Source organism: Salmonella sp. NW884, assembly GCF_051700745.1.
Classification (GTDB): domain Bacteria; phylum Pseudomonadota; class Gammaproteobacteria; order Enterobacterales; family Enterobacteriaceae; genus Salmonella; species Salmonella enterica.
This window is the reverse complement of record NZ_JAMMDE010000008.1, coordinates 70710-91452: the sequence shown is the minus strand read 5'-3', so window position 1 is coordinate 91452 and position 20743 is coordinate 70710. Positions and strand designations below refer to the sequence as shown.

16 protein-coding genes are annotated in these 20743 nt (G+C 54.8%); 7 read left to right on the top strand and 9 right to left on the bottom strand.

Going from position 1 to position 20743, the window contains the following annotated elements; translation table 11 throughout:
• The first annotated feature begins 200 nt into the window (after positions 1-200).
• Positions 201-1526 carry a 30S ribosomal protein S12 methylthiotransferase RimO gene (gene rimO, locus NA197_RS17200; RefSeq protein ID WP_000073317.1) on the top strand — a complete coding sequence of 442 codons (1326 nt, stop codon included), beginning with the start codon at positions 201-203 and terminating at the stop codon, positions 1524-1526.
• Between the two features lie 90 nt (positions 1527-1616).
• Here rimO and gsiD read toward each other — a convergent pair whose 3' ends face one another.
• From gsiD to iaaA, 5 genes are read right to left on the bottom strand one after another with little or no spacing between them, the layout of a single operon-like run.
• Complete coding sequence (gene gsiD / locus NA197_RS17195) at positions 1617-2528, bottom strand: glutathione ABC transporter permease GsiD (protein WP_001236024.1); 912 nt, start codon at positions 2526-2528, stop codon at positions 1617-1619.
• 2 nt (positions 2529-2530) lie between these two features.
• Positions 2531-3451: a glutathione ABC transporter permease GsiC gene (gene gsiC, locus NA197_RS17190; protein ID WP_000936066.1), complete on the bottom strand. Its 921-nt coding sequence runs from the start codon at positions 3449-3451 to the stop codon at positions 2531-2533.
• Positions 3452-3511: 60 nt separating this feature from the next.
• A complete protein-coding gene (gsiB, locus tag NA197_RS17185) occupies positions 3512-5050 on the bottom strand; it encodes a glutathione ABC transporter substrate-binding protein GsiB (RefSeq protein ID WP_064043253.1) in 1539 nt (512 codons plus the stop codon).
• A 32-nt stretch (positions 5051-5082) separates the two neighbouring features.
• Positions 5083-6954 (bottom strand): glutathione ABC transporter ATP-binding protein GsiA, encoded by a 1872-nt coding sequence (gene gsiA, locus NA197_RS17180; protein WP_001120594.1) that lies wholly within the window; start codon positions 6952-6954, stop codon positions 5083-5085.
• Positions 6955-6964: 10 nt separating this feature from the next.
• Positions 6965-7906, bottom strand: a complete 942-nt coding sequence (gene iaaA / locus NA197_RS17175) for a beta-aspartyl-peptidase (RefSeq protein WP_001030503.1) — start codon at positions 7904-7906, stop codon at positions 6965-6967.
• Between the two features lie 203 nt (positions 7907-8109).
• On the opposite strand from iaaA, the gene moeA reads away from it, so the two are divergent.
• From moeA to NA197_RS17155, 4 genes are all read left to right on the top strand, one after another.
• Positions 8110-9345, top strand: coding sequence for a molybdopterin molybdotransferase MoeA (gene moeA / locus NA197_RS17170; protein ID WP_064043252.1), 1236 nt, complete (start codon positions 8110-8112; stop codon positions 9343-9345).
• Entirely contained in the window at positions 9345-10094 is a 750-nt protein-coding gene (gene moeB / locus NA197_RS17165; protein ID WP_064043251.1) for a molybdopterin-synthase adenylyltransferase MoeB, read from the top strand. Before moeA ends, moeB begins: the two co-directional genes overlap by 1 nt.
• 277 nt (positions 10095-10371) lie before the next feature.
• On the top strand, positions 10372-11271 hold the full coding sequence (locus NA197_RS17160; protein WP_064043250.1) for a glycyl-radical enzyme activating protein: 900 nt from the start codon (positions 10372-10374) through the stop codon (positions 11269-11271).
• A 5-nt stretch (positions 11272-11276) separates the two neighbouring features.
• Positions 11277-13709: a glycyl radical protein gene (locus NA197_RS17155; protein ID WP_064043249.1), complete on the top strand. Its 2433-nt coding sequence runs from the start codon at positions 11277-11279 to the stop codon at positions 13707-13709.
• Between the two features lie 77 nt (positions 13710-13786).
• Here the strand turns inward: NA197_RS17155 and NA197_RS17150 are convergent, their stop codons facing one another.
• Positions 13787-14596: a Cof-type HAD-IIB family hydrolase gene (locus tag NA197_RS17150; protein ID WP_000217910.1), complete on the bottom strand. Its 810-nt coding sequence runs from the start codon at positions 14594-14596 to the stop codon at positions 13787-13789.
• 261 nt (positions 14597-14857) lie between these two features.
• On the opposite strand from NA197_RS17150, the gene NA197_RS17145 reads away from it, so the two are divergent.
• Positions 14858-16123 carry a DUF1479 domain-containing protein gene (locus tag NA197_RS17145; RefSeq protein WP_064043248.1) on the top strand — a complete coding sequence of 422 codons (1266 nt, stop codon included), beginning with the start codon at positions 14858-14860 and terminating at the stop codon, positions 16121-16123.
• A gap of 121 nt (positions 16124-16244) precedes the next feature.
• On the opposite strand, the gene NA197_RS17140 is transcribed toward NA197_RS17145, so the two are convergent.
• Positions 16245-17840, bottom strand: coding sequence for an ABC-F family ATPase (locus NA197_RS17140; RefSeq protein WP_064043247.1), 1596 nt, complete (start codon positions 17838-17840; stop codon positions 16245-16247).
• Positions 17841-18058: 218 nt separating this feature from the next.
• Here NA197_RS17140 and ldtB point away from each other — a divergent pair, with 218 nt between their 5' ends.
• Entirely contained in the window at positions 18059-18979 is a 921-nt protein-coding gene (gene ldtB / locus NA197_RS17135; RefSeq protein ID WP_001056404.1) for a L,D-transpeptidase, read from the top strand.
• A gap of 43 nt (positions 18980-19022) precedes the next feature.
• Here ldtB and NA197_RS17130 read toward each other — a convergent pair whose 3' ends face one another.
• Positions 19023-20135 carry an anion transporter gene (locus NA197_RS17130; protein ID WP_001046521.1) on the bottom strand — a complete coding sequence of 371 codons (1113 nt, stop codon included), beginning with the start codon at positions 20133-20135 and terminating at the stop codon, positions 19023-19025.
• Positions 20132-20605: a manganese-binding transcriptional regulator MntR gene (gene mntR, locus NA197_RS17125; RefSeq protein ID WP_000533542.1), complete on the bottom strand. Its 474-nt coding sequence runs from the start codon at positions 20603-20605 to the stop codon at positions 20132-20134. The genes NA197_RS17130 and mntR overlap by 4 nt, the downstream gene beginning before the upstream one ends.
• Positions 20606-20743: the final 138 nt, after the last annotated feature.

The window sequence follows — 20743 nt, the reverse complement described above, 5'->3', positions numbered from 1 at the left end:
TCAACTTAATAGTATGGTCGTTTTTTAGACAAAGGGGTGTCAGAGATCAAGAATTTTCTTAGAATTGCCCTTTTTCACCTTTTGCTGATAACCACAACGGTTGATGCCGCCGCTCCTGATGAGATTGCGATACAATTTTTGTTCGGATATCTGTAGAATCCCTGCCCTGACCATTCCAATAAATGAACACTTTTTAAGCTATGAGTAATGTAACCCACCAGCCAAAGATCGGCTTCGTTTCCCTGGGCTGTCCGAAAAACCTCGTTGATTCGGAACGCATCCTGACTGAGCTGCGTACCGAAGGCTATGACGTTGTGCCACGCTATGACGATGCGGATATGGTTATCGTTAATACCTGTGGCTTTATTGACAGCGCGGTACAAGAGTCGCTGGAAGCCATTGGCGAAGCGCTGAACGAAAACGGTAAGGTAATCGTCACCGGCTGCCTGGGCGCAAAAGAAGATCAGATCCGCGAAGTGCATCCGAAAGTACTGGAAATCACCGGGCCGCATAGCTATGAGCAAGTTCTGCAGCACGTACATCATTACGTACCGAAGCCGAAGCACAATCCATTTTTAAGCCTCGTACCGGAACAGGGTGTAAAACTGACGCCGCGCCATTATGCGTATCTGAAAATTTCTGAAGGCTGTAATCACCGCTGCACGTTCTGCATCATCCCGTCGATGCGCGGGGATCTGGTCAGCCGTCCGATTGGCGACGTATTAAGCGAAGCGAAACGTCTGGTTGATGCCGGGGTCAAAGAGATTCTGGTGATTTCGCAAGATACCTCCGCCTACGGCGTAGATGTGAAGCACCGCACCGGATTCCATAATGGCGAACCGGTGAAAACCAGTATGGTGAGCCTGTGCGAACAGTTATCAAAACTGGGCGTCTGGACACGTCTGCACTACGTCTACCCCTACCCACACGTTGATGATGTGATTCCGCTAATGGCGGAAGGCAAAATCCTGCCTTATCTGGACATTCCGCTGCAACATGCCAGCCCGCGGATTCTTAAATTGATGAAACGTCCCGGTTCCGTTGACCGCCAGCTGGCGCGCATTAAGCAGTGGCGCGAAATCTGCCCGGAACTGACCCTACGCTCCACCTTTATTGTCGGCTTCCCCGGCGAAACGGAAGAAGACTTCCAGATGCTGCTCGACTTCCTGAAAGAGGCGCGCCTCGATCGTGTAGGCTGCTTCAAGTACAGCCCGGTGGAAGGCGCAGGCGCGAATGAGCTGCCGGATCAGGTGCCGGAAGAGGTGAAAGAAGAGCGCTGGAACCGCTTTATGCAACTGCAACAGCAAATCTCCGCTGAGCGCTTGCAGGAAAAAGTGGGCCGCGAAATTCTGGTGATCGTTGATGAGGTTGACGAAGAAGGCGCTATCGGGCGTAGCATGGCGGATGCGCCGGAAATTGACGGCGCGGTCTATTTGAACGGCGAAACCAACGTCAAGCCGGGCGATATCGTGCGCGTGAAAGTGGAAAACGCCGACGAATATGATTTGTGGGGCAGTCGGGTTTAACGCCACCTCCCCCGGCGCGGGTGCCGGATGTGTTATCCCGCCTGACGAGCCCGTTCCAGGCCCGCCAGGCGTCAACGCCACCGGGCTGGCTTACCCCTTAATCTTCGGGTCCAGCGCATCGCGCAACCCGTCGCCTAACAGGTTAAACGCCAGCACAGTCAGGAAAATCGCCACCGCCGGGAAGAGCGCTACGTGCGGCGCGATGACCATATCCGCCCGCGCTTCATTGAGCATCGCTCCCCACTCCGGCGTTGGCGGCTGCGCGCCTAATCCGAGAAATGACAGGCTTGCCGCGGAAATAATTGACGTACCGATACGCATCGTAAAGAAAACCACAATTGACGAGACCGTTCCCGGCAAGATATGGCTAAACAAAATCGTCGTGTCGCTGGCGCCGATACTGCGGGCAGACTCAATAAACGTCTGCTGTTTTAAGACCAGGGTATTTCCGCGCACCAGACGTGCAAACGCCGGAATAGAGAAAATCGCCACCGCAACGATCACATTAGCAATACCGCTGCCTAACACCGCCACAACGGCAATCGCCAGCAAAATGCCGGGGAAGGCGAACAGCACATCGCAAATGCGCATAATAAAACGATCCCACCAGCCTTCATAATATCCCGCCAGCAATCCCAACACCGTGCCGATTATCGCGCCGATAAATACCGCGAACACGCCCGCCGCCAGTGAGATCTGCGCCCCAACGAGAACCCGGCTAAAGATGTCTCTTCCCAGCGAGTCAACGCCAAACCAGTGCTGCAAAGAGGGGCCATTGTTCAGGCTATCGTAGTCAAAATAGTTTTCCGCATCGTAGGGCGTCAGCCAACGGGCAAAAATCGCCACCAGAATTAACGCCAGTACGAATCCCCCGGCGACCAACGCGACATGCTGGCGGCGAAAACGACGCCAGAACTCCCGCCACGGCGTGCGTATCTGGTCGGGTTTTACCACCGGCATAGCATGTAAAATCGCCTGACGGCGCCAGTTAAATAATCGCATCCTTACTTATACCTGATAGCCGGATTAATGGCGGCATAGAGGACATCCACCACTAAGTTGATAAGAATAAATTCCAGAGAAAACAGCAGCACTTCCGCCTGAATCACGGGGTAGTCGCGCATGTCGACGGAGTCGACCAGTAACCGCCCAAGCCCCGGCCAGTTAAACACTTTTTCGACGACGATCGATCCGCCAAGCAGAAAGCCAAATTGCAGTCCCATCATGGTGACGACCGGGATCATTGCATTGCGCAGGCCATGTTTTAACACCACCCACGTTTCACTGACGCCTTTCGCCCGCGCGGTCCTCATGTAATCCTCGCTCAGCACATCGACAAACGAGGAGCGCGTAAAACGCGCCATGACTGATGCCACCGCCGCGCCAAGCGTCAGGGAGGGTAAAATATAATGTTGCCAGCTATCCGCCCCCACGGTCGGTAGCCAGCCCAGATCCACGGAAAAAATCTGCATTAACAACATTCCCAGCGCAAAAGCCGGGAAAGAAATGCCGGTCACGGCAAGCGTCATTCCTACCCGGTCAGGCCAGCGATTACGCCACACGGCGGCGGCGATGCCGATCGCCATGCCAAACAGCACCGCCCATATCATACTGGTTATCGTCAGCCACAGCGTCGGCAAAAAGCGGCTGGCGATCTCCTCAGAAACCGGGCGGCGGGAAACCATTGACGTCCCGAAATCGCCTTGTAAAACATGGGTGATGTAATGCCAAAACTGGACATGAAGCGGCTGATCAAGCCCCAGCTGCTGACGAACCAGCGCGATCACCTGCGCGTCGGCTTCCGGTCCGGCTATCAGCCGCGCCGGGTCGCCGGGCAACAAATGAACAAATAAAAACACCAACACTGCCACAATCAACAGCGTAGGAATTAATCCCAGCAGGCGCTTGAGAACATAGTTAAGCATCACACGAACCTTTTACCGGATGGCGGACAACGCGCGCGCCATCCAGCCCCATCGCATTACTTACTTCAAATCCGCATCGTCAAAGCTGAAACCGGTATCCGGCATAATCCAGAAACCGGTCAAATTTTTACTGTGCGCAGAAACCAATTTCTCCACCACCAACGGTATCCAGGGCGACTCTTTCCAGATAATATCCTGCGCCTCTTTGTACAATCGTGTTTTCTCCTGCGGATCGTTGGTTTTTAAGGCCGCCGCCAAATCGCTGTCGACCTGCTTGCTGCTGTAAAAAGCGGTATTAAACTGCGTCGGCGGCCAGTTTTGTGATGCGAAGAGCGGCGATAACGCCCAGTCAGCTTCGCCCGTCGACGCCGACCAGCCGGTATAGAACATTCGCACGCCGCTCTCTTTTTGCCCTTTGCCCTCGACTTCCGCGGCGCGCTGGCCGGCGTCCATCGCGGTTATCCGGGCTTTAATGCCAATCTGCGCCAGTTGCTGTTGGGTAAACTGCAACACTTTTTGCGCGGTGCTATGGTTGTGCGATGACCACAGCGTGGTACTGAAACCGTCTGGATACCCCGCCTCTTTCAACAGTTCGCGCGCTTTAGCCGGATCATAGGGCCACGGCTGATAGCTTTGCGCATAGGCTATCGACGGCGGCACCACGCCCGTCGCCGGCGTGGCGTATCCGGCAAACGCCACTTTAACCAGCGCCTGGCGATTGATAGCGTAATTCAACGCCTCACGCACCTTAGGATTATCAAACGGCTTCTGCGTCACATTCATACTGATATAACGCTGCATAATGGACGGGCTGGCGACCAGTTCGAGGTTTTTATTTTTCGCCAGTAACGCGGCCTGCTCATAAGGGATAGGAAAAGCAAATTGCGCTTCGCCAGTTTGCAGCATCGCCGCGCGGGTATTGTTGTCAGTAACCGGACGCCAGGTAATAGAATCCAGCTTGGGTAAGCCCTGCTGCCAGTAACCGGCGAACTTTTTCACTTTGACAAAGTCGGTCTGATTCCAGGTTTCAAGCTGGTATGGACCGGTACCGACCGGATGAAAACCAATATCCTTGCCATATTTTTCCAGCGCTTGCGGCGAGATCATCGCCGTCGCCGGGTGCGCCAGAATATTAATGAAAGCGGAGAACGGCTGTTTCAGGGTGATTTTTACCGTTGCCGGATCGACAACCTCCGTTTTTGCGATATTTTTATACAGGTTATAACGCTTGAGGTGGTTATCCGGATTGCTGGCGCGATCGAGATTCGCTTTCACCGCCGCCGCATCAAAATCCGCGCCGTCCTGAAATTTCACCCCCTGTCGTAAGGTAATGGTGTAGGTCAGACCGTCATCAGAAACGGTATAGCCTTCCGCCAGGACGTTTTTTACCTTCATGTCTTTATCCAGGCCAAACAGCCCCTGATAAAATGACTTCGCCACCGCCTGCGAGAGTGTATCGTTGGCGTCATACGGATCGAGCGTGGTGAAATTAGACCCTACCGCCACCACCACATCTTTGGCCGCCAGGGCCGGAAAAGCCGCAATGGATGAGGCCAGTCCCAGCGCCGCCAGCCATTTATGCGTAATAAATTGCGTCATGTTGTTCTCCTGAAACCCTGCCTGTATGAATGTTATAAGCGCGAGAGCGCATTATCCTGCAGCGGCCGCGCAACATAATGTCCCGGCCCGACCAACTGTAATGAAACGGCGGGCGTCTCTTCGCCACGTTTATGAATATTGCTGGGTATATCATCTGATAGCAGAACGCGCCGCGGCCGGTGTCTGGAGGGATCGGCAACCGGCACCGCCGCCATCAATTTACGCGTATAAGGATGCTGCGGATTTTCAAAAACGGCGCGCCGCGGCCCCATCTCAACAATTTGACCAAGATACATCACCGCCACGCGATGGCTAATTCGCTCCACGACCGCCATATCATGCGAAATAAACAGGTAGGCGATCCCCATTTCTCGTTGTAAATCGAGCAGTAAATTAATGATCTGCCCGCGAACGGAAACATCCAGCGCGGAGACCGCCTCATCGGCAATAATCACTTTAGGATTCAATGCCAGCGCGCGAGCTATGCAGATGCGCTGACGTTGACCGCCGGAAAACTCATGCGGATAACGCCAGGCATGTTCAGGACGTAATCCGACACGCTCAAGCAACCAGGCCACGCGCTTTGCCGCAGCGTCCCCCTGCCCCAGGCCATGAATCCGTAAAGGTTCCATAATGGAATACCCCACGGTCTGGCGCGGGTCGAGCGAGGCGTAAGGGTCCTGGAAAATACATTGAATATCGCGGCGCAACGGCTGGAGTTTGCCCGCAGACAGCGAGTCAATGCGCTGGCCGTTAAAGATAATCTCCCCCTGCCGGGATTCAACCAACCGCAGCAACGCGCGTCCGGTCGTCGATTTTCCGCTACCGGACTCGCCCACCAGCGATAACGTTTCGCCGGGCCAGAGATCGAAACTGATATTCTCAACGGCATGAACTTCACGCGTAACGCGGTTAAAGAGACCGCTACGCAGCGGGAATCGCGTCACCAGCCCCCGAACCTGGAGAATAGGTTCGCCTTCCACCACCGTGTCTTGCTCAATCTGCGATTCATAAAGGGCCGGTTCGTCAGCGGAAATCAACGGGAAACGGCGTGGCAGCGAGTGGCCTCGCATCGCGCCAAGCTGAGGGACGGCGGCCAGTAACGTTTGGGTATAAGGATGCGTCGGCGCATGGAAAATCTGCTCTACGCTGCCGGTTTCCACGGCCTCGCCCTGATACATCACCAGCACGCGATCGGCAATATCCGCCACGACGCCCATGTCGTGGGTGATAAAAATCACGCCCATCGACATCTCTTGCTGCAACACTTTGATAAGTTGCAGAATTTGCGCCTGGATAGTGACATCCAGCGCCGTGGTGGGTTCATCGGCAATCAATACCGCCGGACGGCAGGATAGCGCCATCGCGATCATGACTCGCTGGCGCATCCCGCCGGAAAGCTGATGCGGATAACGCGATAAAATCGCCTGCGACTCCGGGATCCGTACCTGATCGAGCATACGTTTCGCTTCCGCCAGCGCCTCTTCGTGGCTGGCGCCCTGATGCAAACGAATAGATTCGGCAATTTGCTCGCCAACGGTAAATACCGGGTTGAGCGAGGTCATTGGCTCCTGGAAAATCATGGCGATATCCGCGCCGCGCACACGCCGCATCTGCGCGTCACTCTGCTCAGACAGCTCAATCACCTGGCGATTACGCCGACGCAACAGCATTTCGCCGCAGCGCACGTTCGCGCCCGACTGCTCAATCAGCCGCATTAACGCCAGCGCCGTCACCGATTTTCCCGAGCCCGACTCGCCGACAATCGCCAGAGTCTCTCCACGCTTCAGGCGTAATGACACATTACGCACGGCGTCTACCTGTTGCCCTTCGTGGTGAAACGCGATATTCAGGCCACTGACGGACAGAACATCGCGGCTATCCAGTTCATCGCTGTGCGGCACCTGCGGCTCCTTATTCCCGGTAAATTCCTGTGGTAGGCGTATCCCCGGCATATCCCCAGGCGCGATACATCCCTTCGCTGTTAAACGGCAACGCGACATTACCTTCGTGATCAACGGCGATTAATCCACCGCTGCCGCCCAGCGCCGGTAATTTTTCCATCACCACGCGCTCACAGGCGTCGGCAAGGCTGAGTCCGCCATATTCCATCAATGCGGCGATATCGTAAGCCGCGAGCGTGCGAATAAAGACCTCTCCCGTTCCGGTACAGGAAACGGCGACGCTGGCGTTGTTGGCATAACACCCGGCGCCGACCAGCGGGCTGTCGCCGACGCGCCCGGGCAATTTATTGGTCATCCCGCCGGTAGACGTTGCCGCCGCCAGATTGCCGAATTTATCCCGCGCCACTGCGCCGACTGTACCCATTTTTTTCGTTTCGTCCAGCGGCGCGCCGCTGTGATCGAGCGCCATTTCACCCGCCGCACGCGCCGCCAGCAATTGCTCGTAACGCGCCGGGGTGGAAAAGATATCCGGCGAAACGCGCGCCATCCCCTGTGAAAAGGCAAAATTTTCCGCCCCTTCCCCCACCATGAGTACATGCGGGCTGCGCTCCATCACCAGTCTGGCGGCGAGCACAGGATGGCGAACATGACTCACGCCCGCGACGGCTCCGGCCTTCAGGGTATTGCCGTCCATCACGCAGGCATCCAGTTCATGAGTTCCGTCTCGGGTATAGACCGCGCCGATACCCGCATTGAAGAGCGGACACGCTTCCAGCAGGCGCACCGCTTCCGTCACTACATCAAGCGCGCTGTCACCCGCTTCCAGCATCTTTTGCCCGCTTTCGACAATCTCTGACAGCGCCTGGATATAGCGTAGCTCCTGCTCATGGCTCATTTGCGCGCGAGCAATCGCGCCTGCGCCGCCGTGAATCGCAATCACTGCTTTATTCATTTTTAGGGTCCATTAACGGTGGCACACAACTTTTACTATAACTATCAGAATTGTTGTGAGTTATTCATTCGATTTTTGAATATAGAAAGATGCGTAAGGTATGTAAAGGCGCAAGGCCGTCTCTAAGACCGAGGTAGCATACTGCCCGCCTCTGTTTTCTGACATAATAGCCGGATTCGATTTTGCCTCGCAGGAGTATGTTCATGGAATTTTCCGCCGGATTAATGCCGCTTGAAACGGCGCTGACCCAGATGCTTTCACGTATTACCCCGCTCACCGCCGTAGAAACGTTGCCGCTGGTGAACTGCTTTGGCCGCATCCTGGCGACCGATATCGTTTCTCCCCTCGATGTCCCCGGCTTTGATAATTCAGCTATGGATGGTTATGCGGTACGTATGGCGGATTTGTCCGCCGATAAGCCGCTGCCCGTCGTCGGCAAAGCATTTGCCGGTCAGCCTTACCAGGGAGAGTGGCCTGCGGGCACCTGCATTCGCATTATGACCGGCGCCCCGGTGCCGACAGGTTGCGAGGCGGTAGTTATGCAAGAGCAGACGGAACAAACCGATGACGGCGTGCGTTTTACCGCCGATGTTCGTTGCGGACAAAACATCCGCCGCCGCGGCGAGGATATTCGCCAGGATGCGGTGGTCTTTCCGACCGGTACGCGCCTGACTACTGCCGAACTGCCAGTGCTGGCGTCGCTGGGAATTGCCGATGCGCAGGTTGTACGTAAAGTGCGCGTAGCGCTGTTCTCGACCGGCGACGAGCTCCAGCTTCCGGGCCAGCCGTTGGAGGCGGGGCAAATTTATGACACTAACCGTCTAACTATACATTTGATGCTGCAACAGCTTGGCTGCGAAGTGATCAATTTAGGCATTATTCCTGACGATCCCGGTAAGCTTCGCGCCGCGTTTATCGACGCCGACAGCCAGGCCGATGTAGTGATAAGCTCCGGCGGCGTCTCGGTTGGTGAAGCGGACTATACCAAAACCATCCTTGAGGAGCTGGGCGAAATCGCCTTCTGGAAGCTGGCTATCAAGCCAGGCAAACCGTTTGCCTTCGGCAAGCTCCGTAATAGCTGGTTCTGTGGCCTGCCGGGGAATCCAGTCTCTGCGGCGCTCACGTTTTATCAACTGGTTCAGCCCTTACTGGCGAAGCTTGGCGGCAACACGGCAAGCGCTGTACCGCCGCGCCAGCGTGTACGCACAACATCTCGCCTGAAGAAAACGCCAGGGCGTCTCGATTTCCAGCGCGGCATCCTGCAACGTAGCGCCAACGGCGAACTGGAGGTCACGACCACCGGACACCAGGGCTCACATATTTTCAGCTCGTTTAGTCTGGGCAACTGCTTTATTGTGCTGGAGCGTGAACGCGGCAATGTTGAGCCGGGAGAATGGGTGGAAGTCGAGCCGTTTAATGCTCTGTTCGGAGGCCTGTAATGGCGGAACTTAGCGAACAGGAGATGCTGCGCTATAACCGACAAATTATTCTGCGCGGCTTCGATTTTGAAGGGCAGGAAGCGTTAAAAGATGCGCGGGTATTAGTGGTCGGGCTGGGCGGGCTCGGCTGCGCGGCAACGCAGTATCTGGCCGGCGCTGGCGTCGGGCAACTGACGCTACTCGATTTTGATACCGTTTCCGTTTCCAATCTCCAGCGTCAAACCTTGCACAGCGACGCCACGGTCGGGCAGCCGAAGGTAGAGTCCGCCCGCGACGCGCTGGCGCGAATCAACCCGCATATTACCATTACGCCCGTTAACGCGCGGCTGGACGACGACGCTATGACCAGCCTGATTGCCGGGCATTCGCTGGTACTGGACTGTACCGATAACGTTAGCGTACGTAATCAACTTAACGCCGGATGCTATACCGCGAAAGTGCCGCTAATCTCCGGCGCGGCCATTCGTATGGAAGGACAAGTTACCGTCTTTACGTATCGGGAAAACGAACCCTGTTACCGCTGCCTGAGCCGTCTGTTTGGCGAAAACGCTCTGACCTGCGTAGAGGCAGGGGTGATGGCGCCGCTGATTGGCGTGATCGGTTCGCTACAGGCAATGGAGGCCATTAAGCTACTGGCGCATTACGGTCAGCCTGCCAGCGGAAAAATCGTCATGTACGATGCGATGACCTGTCAGTTCCGCGAAATGAAGTTGATGCGTAACCCCGGCTGTGAGGTCTGCGGGCAGTAGCCACTTTACGGATAAACATACCAAAGCACGGTTTATGGCCGTGCTGTATCAACAGATAATTACTGCCATCAGACGCAAAGCCAGCTTACCCAAGCTCCGACTGACGATCGGCTCAAGCAGCGCGGCATCATCTTAAACGCCATATCACAGCCTCAAACCGTGATGTTCTACCTCATTTAACGCCTCTTTGTCAGAACCTCTCCATTCGTTGACGCACATCAAGATAACTTTCATTCGAAAGTAATTTAATCTTTATATGAAATAAGAGAGGCCGTTTATGATCTTCAATATTCAGCGCTATTCTACCCACGATGGCCCCGGTATCCGTACCGTAGTATTTCTCAAAGGCTGTTCGTTGGGCTGTCGCTGGTGCCAGAACCCGGAAAGCCGCGCCCGCGCTCAGGATCTGTTATACGACGCGCGGCTGTGTCTCGAAGGATGCGACCTGTGCGCGCAAGCCGCGCCGGACGTCATTGAGCGCGCGCTAAACGGCCTGCTCATCCATCGCGAGAAACTGACCGACGCCCATTTTTCCATCCTGGCGCATTGCTGCCCCACACAGGCGTTAACCGTGTGCGGCGAAATAAAAAGCGTGGATGAGATCATGGCGACGGTACTGCGCGATAAACCTTTTTACGATCGCAGCGGCGGCGGTCTTACGCTTTCCGGCGGCGAACCGTTTATGCAGCCGGAGCTGGCGGCAGAGCTGTTTAAAGCCAGCCATGACGCCGGTATTCATACAGCGGTTGAGACCTGTCTGCATGTCCCATGGAAATACATTGCGCCCTCACTGCCTTATATCGATCTGTTTCTGGCTGATTTGAAGCATGTCGCCGACGGGCCGTTTAAGCGGTGGACCGATGGCAGCGCCTCGCGGGTGTTGGAAAATCTCAGGAAACTCGCCGCCGCGGGCAAAAAAATGGTGATTCGCGTCCCGCTGATTCAGGGATTTAATGCCGATGAGGAGACCATTAAAGCCATTACCGACTTTGCCGCCGACGAACTGCACGTCGGGGAAATTCATTTTCTGCCCTACCACACGCTGGGCATCAATAAATACCACTTACTCAGTCAGCCCTATCATGCCCCGGATAAACCACTGGATGCGCCGGCGTTACTTGATTTTGCCCAGAAGTACGCCTGCCAAAAAGGTTTAACCGCGACCCTACGAGGATAATTATCATGACCCAACTGAAACTGGACACGCTCAGTGACCGCATTAAGGCGCACAAAACCGCGCTGGTACATATCGTGAAACCGCCGGTCTGTACCGAACGCGCGCAGCATTATACCGAAATGTACCAGCAGCATCTGGATAAACCGATTCCGGTACGCCGTGCGCTGGCGCTGGCCCATCACCTGGCGGAACGCACTATCTGGATAAAACACGATGAACTGATCGTCGGCAACCAGGCAAGTGAAGTCCGCGCCGCGCCGATTTTCCCGGAATATACCGTCTCGTGGATTGAAAAAGAGATCGACGACCTGGCAGACCGGCCCGGCGCAGGTTTTTCCGTAAGTGAAGAAAACAAACGTATTCTGCACGACGTCTGTCCATGGTGGCGCGGTCAAACCGTCCAGGATCGCTGCTACGGCATGTTTACCGATGAACAAAAAGGGCTTCTGGCGACTGGCATTATCAAAGCCGAAGGCAATATGACTTCCGGCGATGCGCACCTGGCGGTGAACTTCCCGCTGCTGCTGGAAAAAGGGCTTGATGGCCTGCGCGATAAAGTCGCCGAGCGCCGCTCACGCATCAACCTGACCGTGCTGGAAGATCTGCATGGCGAGCAGTTCCTGAAGGCGATTGATATTGTGCTGGACGCGGTAAGCCAGCACATCACGCGCTTTGCCGCGCTGGCGCGCCAGATGGCGGGCGAAGAGTCCCGTGAAAGCCGTCGTAAAGAGCTACTTACCATCGCCGAAAACTGCGAGGTGATCGCCCACCAACCGCCGCAGACCTTCTGGCAAGCACTGCAATTGTGCTACTTCATCCAACTGATTCTACAAATTGAGTCTAACGGTCACTCGGTGTCATTTGGTCGTATGGACCAGTATCTTTACCCCTATTATCGTCGCGATGTCGAACTAAACCAGACGCTGGATCGTGAGCACGCCATTGAACTGCTGCACAGCTGCTGGCTGAAACTGCTGGAAGTAAACAAGATCCGCTCCGGTTCGCACTCTAAAGCCTCCGCGGGCAGCCCGCTGTATCAAAACGTCACCATTGGCGGTCAGAAACTTATCAACGGTCAGCCAATGGATGCAGTGAATCCGCTGTCTTACGCCATTCTGGAGTCCTGTGGACGTCTGCGTTCTACCCAGCCCAACCTCAGTGTGCGTTATCACGCCGGAATGAGTAACGATTTCCTTGACGCCTGCGTCCAGGTCATCCGCTGCGGCTTTGGGATGCCGGCGTTTAACAATGATGAAATCGTCATCCCGGAATTTATCAAGTTGGGGATCGAACCACAGGACGCTTACGATTACGCGGCGATCGGCTGTATCGAAACCGCCGTCGGCGGGAAATGGGGTTATCGCTGCACCGGCATGAGCTTTATTAACTTCGCCCGCGTCATGCTGGCGGCGCTGGAAGGCGGTCGCGACGCCACCAGCGGCAAGGTATTTCTGCCGCAGGAAAAGGCGCTCTCCGCAGGCAACTTTAACAATTTTGACGAAGTGATGGCCGCCTGGGATACCCAAATTCGCTACTACACGCGCAAATCGATTGAAATTGAGTATGTGGTCGACACCATGCTGGAAGAGAACGTCCACGATATTCTCTGCTCAGCGCTGGTAGATGACTGTATTGAGCGAGCGAAAAGTATCAAGCAAGGCGGCGCGAAATATGACTGGGTATCCGGTCTTCAGGTCGGTATCGCCAACCTGGGCAACAGCCTCGCCGCCGTGAAAAAACTGGTCTTCGAACAGGGCGTTATCGGTCAACAGCAGCTTGCCGCCGCGCTGGCCGATGACTTCGACGGTCTGACTCACGAGCAGTTGCGCCAGCGTCTGATTAACGGCGCGCCGAAGTACGGTAACGACGATGATACCGTCGATACCCTGCTGGCGCGCGCTTATCAGACCTATATTGATGAGCTGAAGCAATATCATAACCCGCGCTACGGTCGTGGCCCTGTCGGCGGCAACTATTACGCCGGTACGTCCTCTATCTCAGCAAACGTGCCATTTGGCGCCGCAACTATGGCTACCCCGGATGGTCGCAAAGCGCATACACCGCTGGCGGAAGGCGCAAGCCCTGCATCAGGTACGGATCATCTCGGCCCGACGGCGGTGATCGGTTCCGTAGGCAAATTACCTACCGGTTCCATTCTCGGCGGCGTGCTGCTCAATCAGAAACTGAACCCAACGACGCTGGAAAACGAATCCGACAAACAGAAACTGATGGTTCTGCTACGGACGTTCTTTGAGGTGCATAAAGGCTGGCATATTCAGTACAACATCGTGTCACGCGAAACGCTGTTGGATGCGAAAAAACATCCGGACCAGTACCGCGATCTGGTCGTGCGTGTGGCAGGCTACTCCGCCTTCTTCACCGCGCTGTCGCCGGACGCGCAGGACGATATCATCGCCCGTACCGAACATATGCTGTAATTTACCCTGGCGCCATCGGCAATATGTCCGAACTGCCTGATGGCGCTACGTTTAACAGGCCTACGCAGGCCTGTTAATCAGAAGGGATCGGTGCCGTCAAGCACGGCCTGAATGACGTTGAGCGCGCCTTGATGGTTATTATCATCAGTGTGATAACGTGAAAGCGCTTTGATATTGTCTGCGGCATTGCCCATGGCAAAAGAGTAATGCGCCATTTTCAACATTTCCGCATCATTACCGCTGTCGCCAATGGCGACGACATTCTGTGGCGACCTGTTCCAGCGCTTTAACAGACGACTGATGCCATTCGCTTTATGCAGTCCCGGGATAATCAGGTCGATAAAACCGAAGCCACTGGTGACGGGCTTCATGATGCCATCCAAAGATACGTGCAGTTTGTCGATAACCAGCGGAATTTGTTCATCGGGCAAATTCAGGGAGAACTTAAACAGGATATCGTCAATGTCGTGATAATCGTTTACCGGCTGCAGGCGGTGATAATGTTTGGCCATCAGCGCCACGAAAGTCTCGGGAGCGTTTTTGCTGACATAAGCGCTTTTCAGACCACAGGCGACGAAGTTAAGCTGCTTATCCTTCAGCAGTTCGCCAATCACAATACGCGATTCATGCCGGGTTAGCTCCCCGTGAAACAACTGCTTGCCATGTTCATACACCAGCGCGCCATTTTCTGCGACGAAGGAAATTTCGTCTTTCAGCTCGGGGAAGAAGGAGATCAACTGATAGTACTGATTACCGCTGGCGACCACAAATTCGATATTACGTTTTTTCAGTTCCTGGTATTGCGCCATGAAGCGTACACGATCGTACTGCTTGGCATCGTCGAGAAAAGTGCCGTCCATATCGGTAACGACAACGTTAACGGTCATACTTAAGCTCCTGGCTGTAACTGCGACCAGAAACATTTTAATAACAATGTGAGCAGAACCACAAATTTATTTCGAATGAAAAGTAGCTGAACGACAGGAATAGCCGCATAAGACATTAAGGCGTCCTGGCCACCTTACGTTTTCCTCTCGCTTCCCTCTTTGTGCGCCCCTGCAATATTTTAAACTTGCATTAACCTTATTTTAACTTAAAGTATCACATGTAACTAATTTTACTTTCGAACGAAAGATGATGAGGTTGATATGACAACTCCTTTTACCCACGAAACGCTGCCCGCCGACCCAAAAGCGGCCATTCGTCAGATGAAGCAGGCGCTACGCGCGCAAATCGGCGACGTACAGGCGGTGTTCGACCGTTTGAGCGCCACCATAGCAGCCCGGGTGGCGGAAATTAACGAGCTGAAGGCGCAGGGACAGCCGGTATGGCCAATTATCCCTTTTAGCGAACTGGCGATGGGCAACATTAGCGATGCCACCCGCGCCGAGGTTAAGCGCCGCGGGTGCGCGGTGATTAAAGGTCATTTTCCACGCGAACAGGCGCTGGCATGGGACCAGTCGATGCTCGACTATCTGGACAAGAACCATTTTGACGAGTTGTATAAAGGACCGGGGGATAATTTTTTCGGTACGCTGAGCGCCTCCCGGCCTGAAATCTATCCTGTCTACTGGTCGCAGGCGCAAATGCAGGCCCGCCAAAGTGAAGAGATGGCGCTGGCGCAGTCGTTCCTCAACCGTCTATGGCAGGTAGAGCACGACGGCAAGCGATGGTTTAATCCGGATATCAGCATCATTTACCCGGATCGCATCCGCCGCCGCCCGCCGGGCACCACATCCAAAGGACTGGGGGCGCATACCGACTCCGGCGCGCTGGAGCGCTGGCTGCTGCCAGCCTATCAGCGGGTATTCGCCAGCGTGTTTAACGGCAACGTCGAGCAGTACGATCCGTGGAATGCGGCGCACCGTACCGAAGTTGAAGAGTATACGGTGGATAACACCACCAAATGCTCGGTATTTCGCACCTTCCAGGGCTGGACCGCGCTCTCCGATATGCTGCCCGGTCAGGGGTTGCTTCATGTCGTCCCTATCCCGGAGGCGATGGCGTATATTCTGCTGCGCCCGCTGCTGGATGATGTCCCGGAAGATGAATTATGCGGCGTCGCGCCGGGCCGGGTGCTGCCGATTTCTGAACAGTGGCATCCTTTACTGATGGCGGCGTTAACCAGCATTCCGCCGCTGGAAGCCGGGGATTCCGTGTGGTGGCATTGCGATGTCATCCACTCCGTTGCCCCCGTCGAAAATCAGCAGGGCTGGGGCAATGTGATGTACATTCCTGCCGCGCCAATGTGTGAGAAAAACCTGGCCTATGCGCGTAAGGTGAAAGCGGCGCTGGAGACAGGCGCATCACCGGGCGATTTCCCGCGCGAGGACTATGAAACCACCTGGGAAGGGCGCTTCACGCTGCGCGATCTGAATATTCACGGCAAGCGGGCATTAGGTATGGACGTTTGACGGTCGTACAGCCCTGCCCGCTCACCTGCGGTGTGCCCTTTGTCTGGGCGCACCCGTCTTACCGGATCTACGCGCCAGGATACGTAGGCCCGGTAAGCACAGCGCCACCGGGCGTCAGTGTTTAGCTTTCAATCCCTTTACTACGCAAATAATCGTCGTAGTTACCGCTGAAGTCCACCACGCGCTCCGGCGTAATTTCAATGACGCGGGTTGCCAGCGAGCTGACGAACTCACGGTCGTGCGAAACAAAGATCAGCGTGCCCTGATACAGCTCCAGCGCCATATTCAGCGATTCGATCGACTCCATATCCAGGTGGTTAGTCGGTTCGTCCATGATCAGGATATTCGGCTTTTGCATCATCAGCTTGCCGAACAGCATACGGCCCTTCTCGCCACCGGAGAGGACTTTGGCAGGCTTTTTGATATCATCCTGGCTAAATAGCAGGCGGCCCAGAATACTGCGCACTGCCTGCTCGTCGTCGCCTTCCTGTTTCCACTGACTCATCCATTCAAACACCGTCAGGTCATTTTCGAATTCATATTCGTGGTCCTGCGCGTAGTAACCAATACGCGCGTTTTCCGACCATTTAACGGTGCCGTGATCGGCGTCCAGATCGCCAACCAGCGTCTTCAGCAGCGTAGATTTACCCACGCCATTGGTGCCGAGTACCGCCAGCTTCTCGCCGACTTCGAGCAGCAAATTGACATTTTTAAACAGCGGACCGTTATCAAAACCTTTCGTCAGCGCCTCCACTTCCAGAGCGTTACGGAACAGTTTTTTATCCTGCTCAAAACGGATGAACGGGTTCTGACGGCTGGAGGCTTTCACCTCTTCCAGCTTGATTTTATCAATCTGCCGCGCGCGCGACGTTGCCTGACGCGATTTAGAGGCATTGGCGCTAAAACGGCTAACAAAAGATTGCAGCTCGGCAATTTGCGCTTTTTTCTTCGCATTATCGGCCAACAGACGTTCACGCGCCTGGGTCGCCGCCGTCATATACTCATCATAGTTACCCGGATAGACGCGCAAGTCGCCGTAATCCAGATCCGCCATATGCGTACAAACCATGTTCAGGAAGTGACGGTCGTGCGAAATGATGATCATCGTGCTATCGCGCTCGTTCAGCACCTGCTCCAGCCAACGGATAGTATCAATATCCAGGTTGTTGGTCGGTTCGTCGAGCAACAGGATGTCCGGATTAGAGAATAACGCCTGCGCCAGCAGCACACGCAATTTCCAGCCTGGCGCGACTTCACTCATCAGACCGTAATGCTGCTCCAGCGGGATGCCCACCCCCAACAGCAGTTCGCCCGCGCGCGCCTCAGCGGAATAACCGTCCATCTCGCCGTATTTTACTTCCAGATCGGCGACTTTATAGCCGTCTTCTTCGCTCATTTCCGGCAAGGCGTAGATACGGTCGCGCTCCTGCTTGACTTCCCACAGTTCGCCATGCCCCATAATGACAGTATCAAGTACGGTGAATGTTTCAAAAGCGAACTGGTCCTGACGCAGCTTACCGATGCGCTCATTCGGAGCGAGGGAAACATTGCCCAGCGTCGGCTCCAGGTCGCCGCCGAGGATTTTCATAAAAGTGGACTTTCCGCTACCGTTGGCGCCGATCAGGCCGTAACGGTTGCCGCCGCCAAATTTGACGGAAATGTTTTCGAACAGCGGCTTACTGCCGAACTGCATGGTAACGTTGCTGGAAACTAACACAGGCTTATCCTGAAAAAAGATGTGACAAACCGCTTATTATGCCACAAGTCTGAAATAAGATCGCGCCCTGTACAAAGGGCTACACTGAACCGTAAGGGAAAAAAACGTGATTTCGTACACATCTGAATTCCCTGTTTACTGGAATGCACCTATAATGCGCTCCCAACATGACAGAATTCTCAACCTACTAGCCTGCTTGGCACAGAATCTCGCATAACATGAATATGAAATTAACAACGCTTTTCGCGGCGGCTTTCGCTGTAGTTGGTTTTTGTAAAACAGCCTCAGCAGTCACTTACCCGCTGCCTACCGATGGTAGCCGTTTAATTGGGCAAAATCAGGTCATCACCGTTCCTGAGGGCAATACCCAGCCGCTGGAGTATTTTGCCGCGGAGTATCAGATGGGGCTGTCCAACATGCTGGAAGCCAACCCGGGCGTGGATACCTTCCTGCCGAAGGGCGGTACCGTGCTGAATATTCCGCAGCAGCTGATCCTGCCGGATACCGTACACGAAGGCATTATCATCAATAGCGCGGAAATGCGCCTCTATTACTACCCGAAAGGCACAAACACCGTTATCGTCCTGCCGATTGGGATCGGTCAGTTAGGTAAAGACACGCCTATCAACTGGACGACCAAAGTTGAACGTAAAAAAGCCGGTCCGACCTGGACGCCTACGGCAAAAATGCACGCTGAATATCGCGCCGCCGGCGAGCCGCTGCCTGCCGTCGTGCCTGCGGGCCCGGATAACCCGATGGGCCTGTACGCGCTGTACATCGGTCGCCTGTATGCTATTCACGGCACCAACGCCAACTTCGGCATCGGGCTTCGCGTGAGCCACGGCTGCGTACGTCTGCGCAACGACGATATCAAATTCCTGTTTGAAAATGTGCCGGTCGGTACCCGCGTGCAGTTTATCGATGAACCGGTAAAAGCCACCACCGAGCCGGACGGTAGCCGTTACATTGAGGTGCATAACCCGCTGTCAACGACGGAAGCGCAGTTTGAAGGTAAGGAAGCGGTGCCGATCACGCTTAATAAGAGTATCCTGGCCGTCACCAACGAGCCTGACGTTGATCAGACCGTCGTACAACAGGCAGTTCAGGATCGTTCCGGGATGCCGGTTCGTCTGAACTGACAGACTCTGCCTGCGAAGCCCGATAGACACTATCGGGCTTCTCTTACGGCATCAGTTGCAATAATCCATATCCCACCAGCGCCGCCCATGCCAGCATCGGCAGCGAATAGAAATGAAATCGCCACCAGATTCGGCGATCGTTCGCCATCCGTAAAGCAATAAGATTTGCCAGCGACCCCGGCAGCAGACCAAACCCGCCGATATTCACCGCCCACGCCAGCAACGTCGAGGCCGGTACATAGTTCAGCAGGAGAATGGTACTGGGCACATTACTGATAACCTGCGACAGGCCGATAGCGGTTAGCCAAAGCCCCAGGTGAGACAGTGCGCCAACCTGGTTGAAAACGCCCTGCAACGCCGGCAATTGCGTTAGCAGATGGACATCAATAAACATCGCCATAAATACCAGCAGCAGCGTCCAGTCCACGCTGACTATCACCCTGCGCGCCAGCACAATAAACCCAGCCGCCACCAACACCAGTCCCCATAACTCTTGCCTGAGCTCCAGCGCGGTAAGAAAAACGACATATAATGCCAGGCAACTCCACACCAGACGGGGCTGCCACTGCGGCGAACGCGTACCGGTATGATACTGTAACGCCCTACCCGGAAAACAAAACCAGCACAGGAGCAGTAACGTCAGCATCATCATGACGGCAAGCGGCGCCATTTGCCCGCTAAATTCAGCAAAGGTTAAGCCGGAGCGTCCCCACAACAGAATATTTTGCGGATTACCGACAGGCGTCAGCAGCGAACCGGCGTTCACCGCCAACGCTTCAAAAATAATCAATCGGTTGACCGGAATCGCGCACAGTTTTTTTAACGTTATCGTCAGCGGCACAACGATAAACAGCGCGACATCGTTTGTCAGAAAGGTCGACAGCGCCGCCGCAGCCAGCACCAGGAACATCGCCAGTTGCCGCTCGGTATGAAATCGGCGCGTCATCTTGCGTCCCAGCACATCAAAATAGCCGCTCAGCTCAACGCCTTTAGTGAGCAACATTAACCCACTGAGGGTAATAATGGTGTGCCAGTCAATCGCGCCAGGCCAGGCGCGGGGCGCAAAAGGAACAAACAGGCTTAACGCCATCCCCACAATGATCAACAACTGAAAAAAACGGTCACGCCGCAGCGCCCGTAAAAAGGCCAGATTCATTCTGCAGATGTTCCATGCTGTTGCGTGAAGGCCAAAAAGGCATCCAATGTCTCCTGGCTGACATGGTGTTCCATCCCTTCCGCATCACGACGCGCGATCTCCGGACTTACGCCTAATACCAGTAAAAAATTTTCGACAATTTGGTGCCGCTCGCGGCTTTCCTGCGCCAGCTTCTCCCCTTCCGGCGTCAGAAAAACGCCGCGCCAGGGGATCATTTGAATAAATCCTAACGATGCCAGGCGCTTAAGCATTTTGGCCACAGTCGGCTGGGAGACGCCGAGCCGCGCCGCCATATCCACCTGACGCGCTTCCCCTACCTCAATAATTAAATCGGAAATCAGCTCAACGTAGTCGTCTATCAACTCACGGCGATGCGCCTCTCTGACCTGACGAAATCCTTCAACGTGTTCTTCTACGTTCACCAATTGCGTCACTTTTTTTGTTGTTGGCGTACCTGCGCGACGACCCATTTTGCTTCCTCGTTTCTGTGACGCGTTAACGCGTCAGCTGACAGAGCGCTCATTGTAAACCAGAGTTGTCCGGGCACAAAAAATTAACGTTTTAGCAATAGCTATAAAACATAGCCTGTGCTATATCTGTATGTAATG

What these genes read in the sequence shown, in the direction of transcription:
- rimO (WP_000073317.1), top strand. Translation starts at nt 201, where the DNA reads ATGAGTAATGTAACCCACCAGCCAAAGATCGGCTTCGTTTCCCTGGGC.
- gsiD (WP_001236024.1), bottom strand. Translation starts at nt 2,528, where the DNA reads ATGCGATTATTTAACTGGCGCCGTCAGGCGATTTTACATGCTATGCCG.
- gsiC (WP_000936066.1), bottom strand. Translation starts at nt 3,451, where the DNA reads ATGCTTAACTATGTTCTCAAGCGCCTGCTGGGATTAATTCCTACGCTG.
- gsiB (WP_064043253.1), bottom strand. Translation starts at nt 5,050, where the DNA reads ATGACGCAATTTATTACGCATAAATGGCTGGCGGCGCTGGGACTGGCC.
- iaaA (WP_001030503.1), bottom strand. Translation starts at nt 7,906, where the DNA reads ATGAATAAAGCAGTGATTGCGATTCACGGCGGCGCAGGCGCGATTGCT.
- moeA (WP_064043252.1), top strand. Translation starts at nt 8,110, where the DNA reads ATGGAATTTTCCGCCGGATTAATGCCGCTTGAAACGGCGCTGACCCAG.
- moeB (WP_064043251.1), top strand. Translation starts at nt 9,345, where the DNA reads ATGGCGGAACTTAGCGAACAGGAGATGCTGCGCTATAACCGACAAATT.
- NA197_RS17160 (WP_064043250.1), top strand. Translation starts at nt 10,372, where the DNA reads ATGATCTTCAATATTCAGCGCTATTCTACCCACGATGGCCCCGGTATC.
- NA197_RS17155 (WP_064043249.1), top strand. Translation starts at nt 11,277, where the DNA reads ATGACCCAACTGAAACTGGACACGCTCAGTGACCGCATTAAGGCGCAC.
- NA197_RS17150 (WP_000217910.1), bottom strand. Translation starts at nt 14,596, where the DNA reads ATGACCGTTAACGTTGTCGTTACCGATATGGACGGCACTTTTCTCGAC.
- NA197_RS17145 (WP_064043248.1), top strand. Translation starts at nt 14,858, where the DNA reads ATGACAACTCCTTTTACCCACGAAACGCTGCCCGCCGACCCAAAAGCG.
- ldtB (WP_001056404.1), top strand. Translation starts at nt 18,059, where the DNA reads ATGAATATGAAATTAACAACGCTTTTCGCGGCGGCTTTCGCTGTAGTT.
- NA197_RS17130 (WP_001046521.1), bottom strand. Translation starts at nt 20,135, where the DNA reads ATGAATCTGGCCTTTTTACGGGCGCTGCGGCGTGACCGTTTTTTTCAG.
- mntR (WP_000533542.1), bottom strand. Translation starts at nt 20,605, where the DNA reads ATGGGTCGTCGCGCAGGTACGCCAACAACAAAAAAAGTGACGCAATTG.